This is a genomic window from Arthrobacter bussei (assembly GCF_009377195.2).
Taxonomy (GTDB): Bacteria; Actinomycetota; Actinomycetes; order Actinomycetales; family Micrococcaceae; genus Arthrobacter_D; species Arthrobacter_D bussei.
In genome coordinates, this window is the sequence record NZ_VJXX01000002.1 from 423901 (window position 1) to 439720 (window position 15820).

A 15820-nucleotide genomic window follows, 5' to 3' on the forward strand; every position below is an offset into this window, starting at 1 on the left:
CGCCGCCCAGAAGTGGAATGCTGGTGTCATGTCGAGCGAGCCAGGGGAAGCACCCCGCAATACACCAGATCAGGCAGTCCTGTACGAGGAGCGGCTCTGGCCGTCGCCGTGGATCTGGCTGATCGCGGCGGGATTCTCGTCGGCCACGATCGTCATGTTCGCGCCGATCTCGATGGAGGTCGGGTTCGGGGCGGCCGCCGTCGTCGCCGCGATCGTCTTCACCCTGCTGTTCACGTCCACCCCGCGCATCACCGTCACTCCCACCACACTGACGGTGGGGCGGGCCACGATCGAACGCCGGTACCTCGGGACCGCGGAATGGTTCACGGGCGACGACGCCACGTACCAGCGCGGCCGCGGCCTGAACGGGCTCGCCTATCTGTGCATCCGCGGGTGGATCTCACCGGTGGTCAGGGTGGAGGTCCTCGATCCGGACGACCGGACGCCCTACTGGCTCGCCTCCTCGCGCACGCCGGAGCGCCTCGTGGCCGCGCTCGAGGGCTGACACCGCGTTCCCGGTCAGCCCTCGCAGTCCACGCAGTACAGCCGGCCTCCGCGGTCGACGGCGATCTGCGACCGGTGGCGCACCAGGAAACACGAGGCACAGGTGAACTCGTCGGCCTGGGCCGCGAGGATCTGGACCGAGATCTCCTCGCTCGAGAGATCCGCACCCGGCAGGTCGAACGCATCAGCGGCCGCCAGCTCGTCCTCGTCGATCAGCACATCACCCACTCCTCGCCGGTCTCCCGTGCGACCCACGAGCAGCTGAGCTGCAGCACCCACGGCCCCGGTCCCGCCGTCGTTCGCCGTCGTCGTGCGCGGCGTGTCGTCATCCATCGGCATACCTGTTCTCCCACGCTCCATCGGTCGGGTCCTTCCCCAGCGGTGTCCCCTCGGCAGCCACAACGCCGGGACCCCCGGATTTGTGCCCGCTCGTGGACGTGTGCCCCGCCACGCCTCACCGCGTAGTAGGAAAGGCCGCCATTCAGTGGCAAAGTTTCACCTAGTGATTATTCTCGGCTGGAGGAATTGATGCAGGAGTTACGCCTGGTGGGTGTCCATGAGGATGGCGGACATCTGCTCCTGAGCGGTGAGACGGGTACGTCCTTCAGACTGCCCATCGATGACGCACTGCGCACTGCGAGCACGGGCGCGTCGGAGGAGACGGCCACGCCGGCCTCCACCCCTCCGCAGGACCTCCGGCAGCCCCCACGCCAGAAGGCGGCCAAGGCGCCCGTGCATCTCACGCCCCGTGACATCCAGGCACGGATCCGTGCCGGGGCGACGGCGGAGCAGGTCGTCGCCGAGTCCGATCTCGACCTGGCGCACGTCCGACGCTACGAAGGCCCCGTGCGTGCCGAGCGGGACTACGTCGCCTACCTCGCCCAGCGCGTGGAGGTGGCCTCGCCCCTGCCCAGCCACGACGGCTACCGCTCCGCCTTCGGCGACGCTCCCGCGCTGCTCGGCGACATGGTGTCCTACCGCGTCCAGAGCTACGGAATCGATCCGGGCTCTCTCGAGTGGGATTCCTGGCGCCTGCAGGACGGGTCCTGGCACGTCGAGGCCTCCTTCGACCTGCCCGAGGACTTCGCGGTCGATCTCGGCGAGCAACCCCCGGCGCACTGGACGTACAACCCCACGCGGAAGACCGTGGCGAACGGCAACCGGTGGGCGCAGGTGCTCAGTGAGCTCGAGCCGCTCGACGGTCCCCTGCCCTCGCGGCGGCTGAGCGCCGTCGCCGACCGCGTGTTCGACTTCGAGGCGGAGAAGGAGGAGGAGGCACCAGAGGCGACCGAGACGGACCAGGACGGGCTGCTCGACGTGCTGCGCTCGCGACGGGGCCAGCGTCTCGGGGCGGACGAGGACGGTGACGACGCCCTCGCCGAACTCCTCACCCGCGGCAGCATCCCCGCGGCCCACCCGCGCGACGGTGAGGCGCCCGACGGTCCCGTCGACGATCCGTCCGGGGACACCGCGCAGGAACGCGACACCCTCATCCCCGGTCTGGCACTCGCGCCGAGGGCCGGAGGGGACCTCCCGGACGAGTCCGACGACGCCACGGCGTACCACGAGGACGGGACGCCGCGCCTCTACGACGGGGTCAGCACCGAGACACGCGAGATCAGCATCTTCGCGCAGCCCTCGCGCCGGCTGCAGCCGCCCGCTCCCCCGAAGCCCCCGTCCGACGACGCCTCGGCCCGCCCCGCGCGGAGCGCCCGGGACGCAGCCCGGACGTCGGGTCAGCAGGCGGGTCGGGAGGCCGAGAGGAGCAGCCAGAAGGACGCAACGGACGGTACCGAGCCCGTACCCGAGCGGAAGGCCAAGCCGAAGCGGTCGAGTGTCCCGAGCTGGGATGACATCGTGTTCGGCCGCAAGGGCGACTAGGACCAGCCCGGACACCGCCCGTCCGGCACGCATGACGGGCGGATCCGCCCGGCCCAGCCCTGCACGGCGTCGGGTCAGGCCTGCACCGATTCCTGGCCGGAGAGCGTCCGGGCCTCGCCCGCATCCGGTTCCGTCGTCGGGCCCTGCTCGAACGGCAGGGGCACCTGGTTGACGTACAGCGAGGGCGACGTGCGCGAGGTCTGCTGCCGCATGTGGTGCCTCCGGCACAGCGTCTCGTAGCCGACGGTCGCTCCACGGGGCGCAGGTCCCGTCGTGTCCGCCGGTCCGGCGGACGCGTCCTCCCACCCACCGGATGCCTGCCCGGCCGCGTCGGTGGGCTGCGGGCCTGGACCGGCGTCGTCGGGCTGGTCCACGTCCCCCACCACCATCTGGTCCCCCTCGACCACCATGACGCCGTCGATGGTGCGGGCGTTGTGCGTGGCCCGCTTCCCGCACCAGCACAGGGCCTCGACCTGCAGGACCTGCACGCGGTCCGCCAGCTCGATGAGCCGCTGCGACCCCGGGAACAGGCGGGTCCGGAAGTCCGAGGTGATGCCGAAGCCGAAGACGTCGATGCCCATCTCGTCGACGACGCGCGCGAGCTGATCGATCTGCTCCGTGGAGTAGAACTGCGCCTCGTCGCAGATCACGTAGTCGATCCGCGCTCCCATGGTCTGGCGCGCGGTCAGGTCCGTCCAGAAGTCCGTGTCCGAAAAGACCTCGACGGCGGGTACCTGCAGGCCGAGCCGGCTCGAGATCATCGACTCCCCCGCACGGTCGTGGGAGCTGAACAGCACCCCGCGTCGGCCGCGGGCCTTGTGGTTGTGGTCCATCTGCAGTGCGAGGGTCGATTTCCCGCAGTCCATGGTGCCCGAGAAGAACAGCAGCTCAGCCATGCTCCGTGCCCGTCCTCCGCCCGCGGCGCCGGCCGCCCGCCGGTGTCGCAAGGGTCAGGAGCGGGATCTCGCGCTCCGCCCTGGTGAGCGAACCGTGCTGGCCCACCATCTCGAACGCCGCGGGCTGCGACCGCCGCCCGTCCACGAGGGCGATCCCCTCCCTTGCGAGCACGAGCAGGTCCCCGATCCTCGGCAGGACGACGTCGCTCACCTCGCCGAAGTACCCGTGCGCCACCGCTTCCTGGCGGGTCAGGATCCAGGCCCGGTTGCCGAACGCCTCCTGCCAGCGCTCCGCGAGGAGCTCGCGCTCCGCGGCGCCGAGGGCCGGCTCGAGGTACAGGTGCAGCATCCGGGCCTCACCGCCCGTGTGGGCGACGCCGTCGAGCAGGTCCGGGCGCTCGGAGTAGTCGATCCGCTGCGAGCGCACCACATCCACCATCCCGTGGTCGGCGGTCAGCAGCAGCAGCGTGTCCGACGGGACGCGGCGTGCGAGCAGCTTCAGGGCGGCGTCGAGGTCCTCGAGCGCGGTGATCCACTGCGGCGAGTCGATCCCGTACCGGTGGCCGGCCTTGTCGAGGTCGTTGACGTAGAAGTAGACGAGCACCCGTGGAGCGGCGGCGAGCTCCGTCGCGGCTGCATCGATGCGCGCGTGGATCGTGTTCGCTCCCACGAAACGCCCCCCGCGCAGCGCGGCGCGCGTCATGGGCGAGTCGGCGAAGCGGGGCTGGCTCACGGTCACCATCGGGAGGTGCTCGGCGACGCGCTCGAAGACGGTGCGGTGGGGTTGCCAGGCCAGCGGATCGACTGCGGGGTCCCACCGGCCCAGCATGTTCACCACCCTGCCCTGGTCGGGGTCCAGGACGTCGTAGCCGACCATGCCGTGCTGCCCCGGGGCGAGGCCCGTCCCGAGGCCGGCGAGGGAGGCTGCGGTGGTCGAGGGGAACGCGGAGGACAGGGTCCTCGCGGTCCCGAGGCCCTCGCGGAGGAACGGGGCGTGCGCGGCATACCTGCGCAGCAGCGTCATCCCGAGTCCGTCGACCATGACCACCGCGATCCGGCGTGCGGCGGGCAGGGCGAGGGCGTTGGTGAAGCCGTCGACGCCGAGCGCGGCGGCCGCACTCGTCATCACCTCGGAGACGGTGGACACGCCGTAGGCGGGCGGGGCCGGGAGTGGCTCCCTGTGCTGTCGGGGCATGGGCCGCTACCGCTGGTGGTGGGCCCGGGTGAACCGGGCGCCGAAGCCCGGCTGGCGACGCGGCGCCACGTCCGGACCGGCGAAGTACCCGCCACCCACGGGGCTTGCCGTGTTGACCTTGCGCAGGGCGCGGGCGAACGCCTTCGCGTTCTGCACCGCCTGCGCACCGTCCGCCTCGGCGCTGACGCGCAGCACGATGTCCTCCTGGGCAACCGTCCCCGTGAAGCCGTGGTCGGCGTCGCACTGGGGGTCCCCGCAGCTCGCCGGACCGATGTCGAGGCGCTGGGCGCCGGACCAGGCGATGGCGAGGGTCACCTCGCGCGTCTGGTCGCTGGGCTTGTAGTCCTGGGGCTGCGCGTAGAGGTAGCTCAGGACCACCGAGCGGATCTGGCTGACGGGCACGGACTCCGTGGAGATCTGCGCCGTGACCCGTTCGCCGGCGTCGTCGAGCTGCTGGTCGTCCACGTGCGTGATGACCAGCATGTCCTCGGTCAGCACGAGCACCGTGATGTGCCGGTGCACCTCGGTCCGTTCGAAGTGGGTCTCGAGATGCGCGACATGGGACAGGGGTTCACGCCCGTCGAGGGCATCGTGCACCACGTCGGCCACGAGTCGGGGGTAGAAACCTGCCCGCTCGAGGGACGCATCGAGGTCGCGCCACGTGGCGGAGGGCGATGGGGTCATGCTCCCAGTTTCCCCCACCGGGCCGTCCAGCGCCTAACCCGGCGGCGTCAGTCCCGCATGGCGCGGCGCGCGCTGTCGGTGCGCCGCTGCGGGTTCCCGACGTCGATCGCGGCGCTCAGGACGGTCAGCCCGGAGGTCGCGACGAGCACCGGGTTGAGGTCGAGCCGGGCGATCTCGGGGTGGTTGTCCTTCAGCAGCGCGACCCGGGCCAGCAGGTCCTCGATCGCGGGGACGTCGGCCGGCGGCAGGCCCTGGTACCCGAACAGCTTGCGGCTCGCACGGGGGGAACGCACCAGGTCGGCGGCGTCCACCGTGCTCAGCGGAGGGACGGCGTGCGCCCAGTCGTCGAGGAGGTTGACGGCGTCGCCCGCGAGACCGAAGGACACCACCGGTCCCATGAGGGGGTCCTCGATGGCGCGGATGCTGCAGGCCTGTCCCGCCGGCGCCATGGATTGCACCTCCATGCCGAAGCTCCCGAACGGGGCCAGGACACGTTCCATCTGGGCGATGTTGCGCCGGAGCGAGGCGGCATCGTCGATGCTCAGGCGCACCCCACCGAGGTCGAGGCGGTGCCGCAGGTGTTCGTCCATCGTCTTCAGGGCGACGGGCCAGCCCAGGCGTGTCGCCTCGGCGACGGCCTCCTCGGCCGTGGTGAACCGCGCCGACGGCAGCAGGCGGATGCCGTAGGCGGCCATGAGCGCGACGCACTCCCCGCCGGTGAGGCGCGTCAGCTCGACGTCGGCGACCCGCGTCCGCGCCGTCGCGAGGACAGCGGCTGCCGCGTCGACGTCGACCCCCTCCGGGTCGAGGAACTCGCCGTGGTCCCGTGCGCGCCATCGCGCATACCGGACGACGGCGCCGAGGGCGGCGAGGGCCGCACCGGGACTTGTGAAGCAGGGCAGTCCGCGCTGCAGCGGGAGCGCCAGCGGCGTCGAGGCCTGCCCATCGGCCGCCGTCGTGACAGATTCCGCAGGCGCTCCCGACGGTCCCGCGGGTGCGGACCCGTCGTGCGCTGCGTCCTCCTGCACGCCTCCCTTCCCGTGGCCCTCCGGCGTTGCGTCCGGCGGAGCCGGGCTCACGCCGCCCGCCGACGCGGCGGTGACGAGCCCGTCGAGCTGCAGGGCGGCGTCGAGGATGCCGGTGAAGGAGGCGATGACCGGCTTGCCCGCGGACTCCGCGCACCGCTGCAGGCAGGCGGCGACGGACTCGGCGGTGAGCCCGCGAGCCGGCAGGGTCGTCACGACCGCCGCGTGGACGGCCGGATCGGCGAGGGCACTGTCGACCGCCGAGGCGAGGGCAGGGAGGGCGACGGACTGACCGGCGTCGAGCTGGAGGTCGGTCCGGAGGCGGGCGACCGTCATGCCCTGCGACACGACGCCGTCCGCCACGACCTTGCCGAGCGCGGAGGAGTTGCTGAAGACGGCGATCCCGCTTCCCCCGGGCAGCGGCTGGCTGGCGACGATCTGCGCGATGTCCATCAGCTGCTCCGTGGTCTCGACGCGCATCACGCCGGACTGCCGGAGCATCGAGTCGAGTGCCCCCGGCGGCGCCTGGCTGGTCCGCACGGCGTGCCCGGGCGGGAGCTGGAGGCCGGTGACGTCGGACTTCGCCACGATCACGGGTTTCGTTCGGGCGAGTCTCCGGGCGATCCTCGAGAACTTCCTCGGGTTGCCGATCGACTCGAAGTAGAGCCCCACAGCGCGTGTGGAGGGATCGTCCTCCCAGAACTGCATCGCGTCGTTGCCGGACACGTCGGCGCGGTTGCCCGCCGAGATGACGGAGGAGACGCCGAGGCCGCGGCGGTGCGCACTGGCGTAGAGGAGGACCCCGAGTCCCGCCGACTGGCTGAAGAGGGAGAGGGCCCCCCGCTCCGGCAGGTCGGGTGCCATCGACGCGTTGAGGCGCACCAGGGGATCGGTGTTCACCAGGCCGAGGGACGCCGGTCCCACGACCCGCATGCCATGGGCCCGCGCCCTGTGCACGAGGGCGCGCTGCCGCACCATGCCCTCACCGGCGTCGTCGGCGTAGCCCGCGGTCACCACCAGGAGGCCCTTCACGCCGGCACGCGCGCAGTCGTCGACGACGGCGTCGACCTCCTCGTGGGGCACGGCGATCACCGCGAGGTCGACCTGCTCGGGCACCTCGGCGAGGGAGGCGTACGAGATCATGCCGCCGAGCTCGAAGGCCTCGGGATTGACCGCGTGGATGCGGCCCGTGAACCCGCCGTCCACGAGGTGCTCCAGCAGCGCGTGGCCCACCGTCCCCCACTCACGGCTCGCGCCGACGACGGCGACCGACGACGGCGTCAGGAGCTCGGCCATGCTCCTTGCCTCCGCGCGGTGCTCCCTCGCCTCCATCACGGCCTGCGACTTCCGCGTGGGGTCGATGTCGAAGCTGAGCATCACCACGCCGTCGTCGAAGTGGCGCTCCACCTCGTAGCCCGCCTCGGCGAAGACCGTGATCATCTTCCGGTTCTCGGGGAGCACCTCGGCGGAGAACCGCCGGATCCCGTTCTCGCGCGCGGCCACCGCGAGGTGCTCGAGGAGGATCGACCCCACGCCGCGGCCCTGGTGGTGGTCGGAGACGTTGAAGGCCACCTCCGCCTCGAGGGGATCGTCGAGGCGGTCGTACCGGCCGATCCCGATGATGTCCGCACCCCGCGTGATGACGAACGCCACGCGGTCCCGGTGGTCCACCTCGGTGAAGCGTGTCAGCTCCTTGGCGCTCAGCTTCGCCTTGTAGGTGAAGAAGCGGAGGTAGATCGATGCCTGGGACTGGCGGACGTGGAAGGCCTGGACCGCATCGGCGTCCGTCGGCGAGATGGGCCGCAGATGCGCGGTGCCACCGTCGCGCAGGATGACATCAGCCTCCCAATATTCCGGGTATTGTCCGTCGGCCACCATAGACTCAGGGTAGTCGGCATCCCCTGCGGTGTCGCAGGTCCGGCCGTCACCGGAGCCGCGCCGCGGGGTGGACGCAGGCTCACCACCACGTCATCACCACCCGAACCGTTGAGGAACAGCCGCACATGGCCAGGCGCCAGACCCCCGCTCCGCCGGAGGATTTCACCGAGAAAATCATCGACGTCGACGTCGAAGCCGAGATGGAGGAGTCCTTCCTCGAGTACGCGTACTCGGTCATCTATTCGCGCGCCCTGCCGGACGCTCGCGACGGGCTCAAGCCCGTGCAGCGGCGCATCCTCTACATGATGTCCGACATGGGCCTGCGTCCCGACCGCGGCCATGTGAAATCCGCCCGCGTGGTGGGCGAGGTCATGGGGAAGCTCCACCCGCACGGTGACAGCGCCATCTACGACGCCATGGTCCGCATGGCCCAGGACTTCTCCCTGCGACTGCCCCTCATCGACGGGCACGGCAACTTCGGGTCGCTCGACGACGGACCGGCGGCTGCGCGCTACACGGAAGCCCGCCTCGCAGCGGCGGCCCTGACCATGACGAACCACCTCGACGAGGACGTCGTCGACTTCATCCCCAACTACGACAACTCGCTCGAACAGCCCGAAGTGCTTCCGGCGGCCTTCCCCAACCTCCTCGTCAACGGTGCGAGCGGGATCGCGGTGGGCATGGCGACGAACATGCCGCCGCACAACCTCGGCGAGGTGGTCGCCGCCGCGCGTCACCTGATCGCGAACCCCGATGCACCGCTCGAGGACCTCATGCGGTTCATCCCCGGACCGGACCTCCCGAGCGGCGGCAAGATCGTCGGGCTCGACGGCGTGCGCGACGCCTACGCGAGCGGCCGCGGCTCCTTCAAGACCCGGGCGACGGTCAAGGTGGAGCAGCTCTCCGCCCGGCGGACGGGCCTCGTGGTGACCGAGCTGCCCTACACGGTCGGGCCGGAGAAGGTCATCGAGCGCATCAAGGACGCCGTGACCGCCAAGAAGCTGCAGGGCATCTCGGACATCGTCGACCTCACCGACCGGAAGCACGGGCTGCGGCTCGTGATCGAGCTCAAGAACGGGTTCAACCCGAATGCCGTCCTCGCGCAGCTGTACCGGTTCACCCCCATGGAGGATTCCTTCGGCATCAACAACGTGGCGCTCGTCGACGGACAGCCCCGCACCCTGGGGCTCGTGGAGCTGCTGCAGGTCTATGTAGCGCACCGCGTCCTCGTGGTCCGCCGTCGCACCTCCTACCGGCTGCAGCGCAAGCGCGACCGCCTGCACCTCGTGGAGGGCCTGCTCGTCGCCATCGTGGACATCGACGAGGTCATCCAGATCATCCGCTCGTCCGACGAGTCCTCCGCCGCGCGCGAGCGCCTGATGGCCATCTACGACCTCACCGAGATCCAGGCCAACTACATCCTCGAACTGCGCCTGCGCCAGCTCACGCGCTACTCGCGCATCGAGCTCGAGAAGGAGCAGGAGCAGCTGCGCCTCGAGATCGCCGAGCTGGAGGCGATCCTCGGGTCGGAGGACCGCCTCCGGACGCTCGTCTCCGAAGAGCTCGCGGCACTGTCCGAGCAGTTCGCGACACCGCGCCGCACGGTCCTCCTCGAGTCCGAGGCGGCCGCCCCGCTCAAGGGGTCCAGCCTGCCCGCTCCCGCGGGCAAGGGGGCGAAGGCCGTCATGCCGCTCGAGATCGCCGACGATCCCTGCTGGGTCCTGCTCTCGGCCTCGGGTCAGCTCGCCCGGACGTCGGACCGTGAGCCTCTCGCCGACGGCCAGCGCATCAAGCACGACGCCTTCCGCTCCGTGCTGCCGTCCACGGCCCGCGGTGAGGTGGGCGCGGTGACGTCGGCGGGTCGCATGATCCGCCTGCAGGTGATGGACATGCCGGCCCTCCCGCCGACCGCCGGAGTGCCGAATCTCGCGGGCGGCGTGCCGTCGACGGAGTTCATCACCCTCGAGCGCGGGGAGCGCCTGGTCGGACTCGCCCCCCTCAACGGCGTGGTGGCTCTCGGCACGGCGCAGGGCGTGGTGAAGCGCGTGCAGCCGGACTATCCGCTGAACAGGGACGACTGGGAGGTCATCTCGCTGAAGCCGAAGGACGCCGTGGTGGGCGTCGCGTCCGCGTCGGACCAGGACGACCTCGTCTTCGTCACCCGCACGGCCCAGCTCCTGCGCTTCCCGGCGTCGGCCGTGCGGCCGCAGGGCAGGACCGCCGGCGGGATGGCAGGCATCAAGCTGGGGGCCGGTGACACCGTGCTGCACTTCGGTGCCGTCGCGTCCGCCGACGATCAGGCCGTCGTGGTGACGGTCACCGCTGCGGGGGATGCGCTGCCGGGGACGTCAGCCGGGTCGGCCAAGGTCACGGAGTTCGCCGAGTACCCGGTCAAGGGACGTGCGACCGCCGGCGTGCGGGCCCACCGCTTCCTCCGTGGTGAGGAGTCGCTCTCCCTGGCCTGGGCCGGGCACGGTCCGGCGAGGGCCGCGTCCGCGAACGGCGTGGCTCGGGCGCTTCCCACCGAGCACGGACGCCGGGACGGCTCGGGCGTGCCCCTCACGCAGCAGATCGATGCGGTCGGTCCGGCGCTGGCAGGACTCCTCGAGTCCGGGCGACCGGGAGCGGAGGCTCCGGTCGGGAAGGTTCAGCCCGTGAGCGAGGGTGCTCCGGCAACGGTCGGGGTGCTCGACGGTCCAGCTGCTCGACCCCCGGACGACGACGCGCAGGGCACGCTGCTCTAGGCCGTCGGGGCCGGACCGGCGACCTCCTTCCCTCCCGGAGCGGCGTGGCGTCCCGTGGATGCCCGGAAGGGTCAGTCGATCGCTGGGTCGAGGGGCAGATCGAAGACGATGGAGCGCTGTGTGGGGACGAATCCCATGCGCTCGTACAGGCCGAGCGCACCGGACGGGTTCTCCGTGTCGACACCGAGGCCGGCATTGTCCATGCCCGCCGCGCGGTAGCGCCGCATCGCCTCGGCGAGAAGGGCCGGGGCGAGTCCCCGTCCCCGCCACTTCCGCCGGACGCCCAGCAGATCGGTGTAGCCCTCGGAATGGCCGAGCAGCTCCGGCGAATCCGGGTCGAAGCTCGCCAGCTGGTAGGCCACCACCTCCCCGGTGAGGGGGTCCACCAGGCCGAGACTCCAGTCGTCGCGGAACTCCGGATGGCTGACCGTGAACTGCCATGACTCCTGGTCCCGGGGCTCACTCCCCCAGTGGTCCTGGAAGGCGTCGTTGTGGGCGAGGCGCACCCGTTCCGCGATGTTGCGGTCCGCGCCGTCCGCGAACGTCACCAGCTCCAGCTCGGCGGGGAACGGCAGATCGGGGATGGGTTGATCGAGTGGGCGCGTCATCTCGGTGAAGTACCGGACGATCGTGCTCCGGCTCGCCGTCATCAGCGCCAGGTGCGAGGGGTTCCGCTCCTCGACATAGTTGCGGAAGATACCGTCGGTCCGGCCGGTCTCCCGCACGCGTTCCGCTGCACGTCGTGCCTGCCACGCGAGGACCGCTCCGCCGATCCCCCGCCGGCGCCAGGCCGGATCCACGCCACCCGCGCCGTGCACGAGTGACGAGCCGGCGTTCATCGACACGCGGCCGAACGCGCGGAGGACGCCGTCGCCGTCGAAGCCGGCGAGGGTGTCCCGCCGCGGGTCGTTCTTCGACGCCCTGAGGGCCTGCTCGAGATCGGCACGCTGCTCCACCCAGTCCGGCTGGTCCTCGACGGCGATCCGCTTGACGAGCGCCAGCCAGCGGTCGATGTCCGCGTAGGCCAGCGGTCGCCACTGCAGCACAGGGGGCAGCGGCAGGACGTCCTCCAGGTGGTCGGAGGTGGGCCCGATGTCCGGTGATGAAGTCTCGCGCGTCATGATGCCAGCGTATTGCAGGGTCCATCGGCTCCGCTGGAGATCCGTCCGCCTCCGGGTGGTGTCCGGGCGCGGCGGAGTCCGGGGCTCGGGACGCGCGTGCCCGGGTGCAGTGCGGCGCGGGCGGGTCGGGCACGACAGCCGGTTCCACCGCGCCACGTCAGGGGCGGACGTGTGGTGCCGCGGCCTGGGCCGGCTCGCCCGCCGCACCGAGGACCACGACGTCGTCGCAGGTCGCCGCCTCGGCGGGATCGTGCGTCACGAGGAGCACGGCGGTGTGCGGCAGGCCACGGCGCAGGTCGGTGAGCAGCGCGCGGGCACCGTCACGGTCCAGATGCGCGGTCGGCTCGTCGAGGAGCACGACGCGGGACCGCGTGAGCAGGGCACGCGCGACGGCGACCCGCTGACGCTGCCCGCCCGAGAGGCGCGACCCGCCGGAGCCCACCTGGGCGTCGAGGCCGTCCTCGAGGCCGTCCACCAGCTCCGCCAGGCCCACCGCCCGGACCACCTCGAGGAGCTCCTCCTGCGTCGCGGGATCCCCGGGCCTCCGGGCGAGCTGCAGGTTCGCCCGGAGGGTGGAGGTGAACAGGTGGCTCTCCTGCGGACACCAGGCGACCCGCCGCCTCGTCGAGGGCCGGGCGGACCGGCCGTCGACGAGGAGCCGTCCCGTATCCAGGGGCAGGAAGCCGAGGAGTGCACCGAGGACGGTCGACTTGCCGCTCCCTGAGGGGCCGGTGAGACCCGTCCACCGACCCGGGACGAGCGTGAGGTCCACGCCGGTGACCACGGGCTCCCCGGGTACGTACCCGATCGAGGCGTCCTCGAGGGCGAGCGTCGAGGCGGGGACGTCATCCTGCAGGTCCGGTCGGCCGTCGTCGCGTCCCGCCGGCGCCGAGTCCAGCAACGGCCGGAGCCTCCCCACCACGGCGGCGAGGGGACCCCAGTGCCGGACGGCCGAGGTACCGGCCGCGAACGGCTCGATCAGGGCGAGTTGCATGAGGACGAGGACGGCCGTGACGTCGGCCGGCAGTCCCTCCGCCGTGACGAGGATGCCCAGAGCGGCGGCGGAGCACGCGGCGACCACCACCGCGGTCGACACCCCGGCTGCGGCTGCGGAACGGTGCGCCGCGCGGGCGAGCAGCGACTCCGTCCGTCGTGTCGCCAGCAGCGCGGCACCATGGACACCGTTGACGCGGAGATCGGGTGCGGCCCGCAGCAGTCGCGCGACCCGTCCGAGGGCATCCGCCCTCAGCTGCACGGCCGCAGCGCCCGCGGCCCGTTCCCTGAGGACCGCGACCACGGGCGCGACGACGACGGCTCCGCCCACGGCGAGCATCTGCCAGCCCAGGGAGGCGGGATGCAGGACGGCAGTCGTCACCAGGGCGGCCGCACCGGTGAGGACTGCCGTGAGGAAGGGTGACAGCGCCCGTGCGGAGAGGTCCCTCAGTTCGTCGATGTCGCCGACGAGCCGCTCGATCCCGCCGGAGCCGCGGGCCAGGGTCCGCCAGGACTGCCCGGCGCGGAGGAGGCCTGTCCACAGGCGGAGCCGCGTCTCGTCCGCCCGGTGGAAGACCGCGCGATGGAGCCAGAGCCGCTCCTCGTAGCGCAGGAGCGACCGGCCGATGCCGAAGAACCGCACGCCGACGATCGCCGTGAGCAGGTAGAGGATGGGCGGCTGTTCCGATGCGCGGACGATCAGCCACCCGCTGAGTGCGGTCAGAGCGACCGCGAACACGGCGGATCCGAGACCGAGGAGTGTCGCGGCGACGAAGCGCCGGTCCCACGGCTTCACGACGACCAGCACGTGACGCGCGGAGTGGAGCCACCCGGAGACGGACGGTCGCGCCCCAGGGACGCCGGCGGACGCGTCCGCAGAGGGATCGCCCGCCGCCCGTCCCGTCATCCGTCCCGTCGTGCGCTCCGCTGTGCGTTGGGTCGTGCGGGACGAAGCGCGTACGGCGGCCGGCGCCGATGCGCCGGTCGGGCTGCCGGTCGGGGCGGCGGTCGGGCTGCCGGTCGGGGTATCCGTCGAGACGCTGGTCGGGCTGCCGGTCGAGGTGCCGAATGACGTGGCGGACGGGGTGGGCGACGATACGACCGCCGTCGCCCGTGGCGCGGTCCCGTCAGGCGCGTCAGGCGCGTCAGCGATCGGCACACCCATGGCCGACGCACTCGTGGCGGCCCGGGCGCCGGCCGCGGCCCCCAGGTGGACCTGCGTGTCGGCGATGGCCGCGGTGGCGTCATCGTGCGCGATCAGTAGGACCGTCAGCCCCGGCCGACGCATCGCGATCGCGGCGCGGATCGCTGCGGAGGAGCCCTCGTCGACGTGCGCGGTCGGCTCGTCGAGGAGGAGCAACCCTACGGCGGGGTCCTGCGCGCGCAGGAGGGCCCGGGCGACGGCGACGCGCCGCAGCTCGCCGGGACTGAGCTCGCCCGTCCGACGGTCGACGAGGTCCGCCGCGCCCACGCCTGCGAGCACCTCGGTGATCGCGGGATCGTCCTCCTCCGTCCGCCCGTACAGCGCGAGTTCGGCCCGCACCGTCGGGGCGATCAGCTCCGGATGCTGCGGGACCCACGCCACCGCACCATCCGCCGGTGCCGTGATCGTCCCCTCCACGTGCAGCCCCGCGGGCACCGCGGCCCCGCCTGCCAGGGCGCGCATGAGCGTCGACTTACCGGTCCCGCTCGGTCCCCTGAGTGCGGTGACCGTTCCCCGCTCGAGCCGGAAGGACACGTTCGCCACGACGGGCGGGACGACGCCGTCGTACCTGACCGTCACGCCCGCCAGCCTGGCGGTCACCGGGTCGGCCACCGCCGATCGGACCGTTCCCGCACCGGCTGTCGTCGGCTGGGCGTCGATCACGGCGCGCACGCGGGCGCCGCTCTCCTCCCCGTCCTCGCTCGCGTGGTGCGCGGCTCCGACGTCGCGCAGGGGCCCGTAGCACTCGGGCGCGAGGATCAGGGCGATCAGGGCGGTCTCGAGCCCGAGGTCCCCGTGGATGAGGCGCACCCCCGCGAAGACGGCGACGACGGCGACCGAGATGGTGCTGATCAGTTCGAGGGCCAGCGAGGACAGGAAGACGGTCCGGAGGGTCGTCATGGTGCGCGACGAATACTCGGCAGCGATCTCGCGCAGCGCCCTGGTCTGCTCGCCCGCGCGGCCGAGGCCCACGAGCACCGGCAGCCCCCGGGCCAGTTCCAGGAGGTGGTCGGAGAGCCGTCCTAGCGCCGTGGCGGCCTGCTGCGTCCGCTCCTGCGTGTGCAGGCCGATGAGCACCATGAACACCGGCACGAGGGGGACGGTGAGGACGATGATGAGTGCGCTCACCCAGTCCGCGGCGAGGATCCGCGCGCCGACGAGGAGTGGCACGACGGTGCAGGTGATGAGCGATGGCAGGTACTGCGTGTAGTACGCGTCGAGCCCGTCGAGGCCGCGTGTGAGCAGCACGGCGAGGGAGCCCTGGCCGGTGCCGCCGTTGCCCGCCCGGGTGGTCCCCCCGTCGCCGAGCACGCGCAGCAGCGCCGCCTCGCGGAGCCGCTCGCGGACTCCGAGGGCCAGCCGGGCGGCGGTGGCGTCCTGTCCCCAGGCCGCCACGGTCCGGAGGATCGCGCCGGCGACGCCCTGGACGAGGACGGCCTCCACCTCGAGGTCGCCTGCGGCGACGGAGGCGATGCCGACAGAGAGTGCCTGCGCCATGAGGACCAGGCCGAGCGCGCGTGCTGCGGCGAGGACACCGAGGAGATAGACCGCCGTCGTCGATCCGGCCGCACCGGCCGGTCCGCCCGCCCTCAGGGAGGCGACAGGGGACCTCCGCGGGGCGGGCGCCGACGCAGCGGTCGCCTCCGACAGGTCGCCGGCGGGGACGTCCGCGGTCGGCGTGGAGTCGCGCATGAC

10 protein-coding genes are annotated in these 15820 nt (G+C 72.2%); 3 read left to right on the forward strand and 7 right to left on the reverse strand.

All coding sequences use genetic code 11. The annotated features are described in order from the left end of the window. The first annotated feature begins 28 nt into the window (after positions 1 to 28). The gene (locus FNH21_RS10210; protein ID WP_152814819.1) at positions 29 to 505 is read left to right on the forward strand and encodes a DUF3093 domain-containing protein; all 477 of its coding nucleotides are present in this window, start codon (positions 29 to 31) and stop codon (positions 503 to 505) included. A 14-nt stretch (positions 506 to 519) separates the two neighbouring features. On the opposite strand, the gene FNH21_RS10215 is transcribed toward FNH21_RS10210, so the two are convergent. After that, complete coding sequence (locus FNH21_RS10215; RefSeq protein ID WP_152814822.1) at positions 520 to 843, reverse strand: DUF4193 family protein; 324 nt, start codon at positions 841 to 843, stop codon at positions 520 to 522. Positions 844 to 1032: 189 nt separating this feature from the next. On the opposite strand from FNH21_RS10215, the gene sepH reads away from it, so the two are divergent. Then, entirely contained in the window at positions 1033 to 2385 is a 1353-nt protein-coding gene (gene sepH, locus FNH21_RS10220) for a septation protein SepH (protein ID WP_152814825.1), read from the forward strand. A gap of 74 nt (positions 2386 to 2459) precedes the next feature. Here the strand turns inward: sepH and FNH21_RS10225 are convergent, their stop codons facing one another. Genes FNH21_RS10225 through FNH21_RS10240 form a run of 4 tightly spaced genes read right to left on the reverse strand, consistent with a single transcriptional unit; the run spans position 2460 to position 8063 of the window. Next, on the reverse strand, positions 2460 to 3281 hold the full coding sequence (locus tag FNH21_RS10225; protein WP_152814828.1) for a thymidine kinase: 822 nt from the start codon (positions 3279 to 3281) through the stop codon (positions 2460 to 2462). Next, positions 3274 to 4476, reverse strand: coding sequence for an alkaline phosphatase family protein (locus FNH21_RS10230; protein ID WP_152814831.1), 1203 nt, complete (start codon positions 4474 to 4476; stop codon positions 3274 to 3276). Before FNH21_RS10230 ends, FNH21_RS10225 begins: the two co-directional genes overlap by 8 nt. Positions 4477 to 4482: 6 nt before the next feature. Continuing rightward, the gene (locus FNH21_RS10235; protein WP_152814833.1) at positions 4483 to 5160 is read right to left on the reverse strand and encodes a DUF5998 family protein; all 678 of its coding nucleotides are present in this window, start codon (positions 5158 to 5160) and stop codon (positions 4483 to 4485) included. A gap of 47 nt (positions 5161 to 5207) precedes the next feature. Continuing rightward, complete coding sequence (locus FNH21_RS10240) at positions 5208 to 8063, reverse strand: bifunctional acetate--CoA ligase family protein/GNAT family N-acetyltransferase (protein ID WP_152814835.1); 2856 nt, start codon at positions 8061 to 8063, stop codon at positions 5208 to 5210. A gap of 125 nt (positions 8064 to 8188) precedes the next feature. On the opposite strand from FNH21_RS10240, the gene FNH21_RS10245 reads away from it, so the two are divergent. Beyond that, a complete protein-coding gene (locus tag FNH21_RS10245; RefSeq protein WP_152814838.1) occupies positions 8189 to 10807 on the forward strand; it encodes a DNA gyrase/topoisomerase IV subunit A in 2619 nt (872 codons plus the stop codon). Between the two features lie 71 nt (positions 10808 to 10878). Here FNH21_RS10245 and FNH21_RS10250 read toward each other — a convergent pair whose 3' ends face one another. Both FNH21_RS10250 and cydD read right to left on the reverse strand, forming a co-directional pair. After that, positions 10879 to 11928, reverse strand: coding sequence for a GNAT family N-acetyltransferase (locus FNH21_RS10250; RefSeq protein ID WP_152814841.1), 1050 nt, complete (start codon positions 11926 to 11928; stop codon positions 10879 to 10881). A gap of 157 nt (positions 11929 to 12085) precedes the next feature. After that, on the reverse strand, positions 12086 to 15817 hold the full coding sequence (gene cydD / locus FNH21_RS10255) for a thiol reductant ABC exporter subunit CydD (RefSeq protein ID WP_152814844.1): 3732 nt from the start codon (positions 15815 to 15817) through the stop codon (positions 12086 to 12088). Between the last annotated feature and the right edge of the window lie 3 nt (positions 15818 to 15820).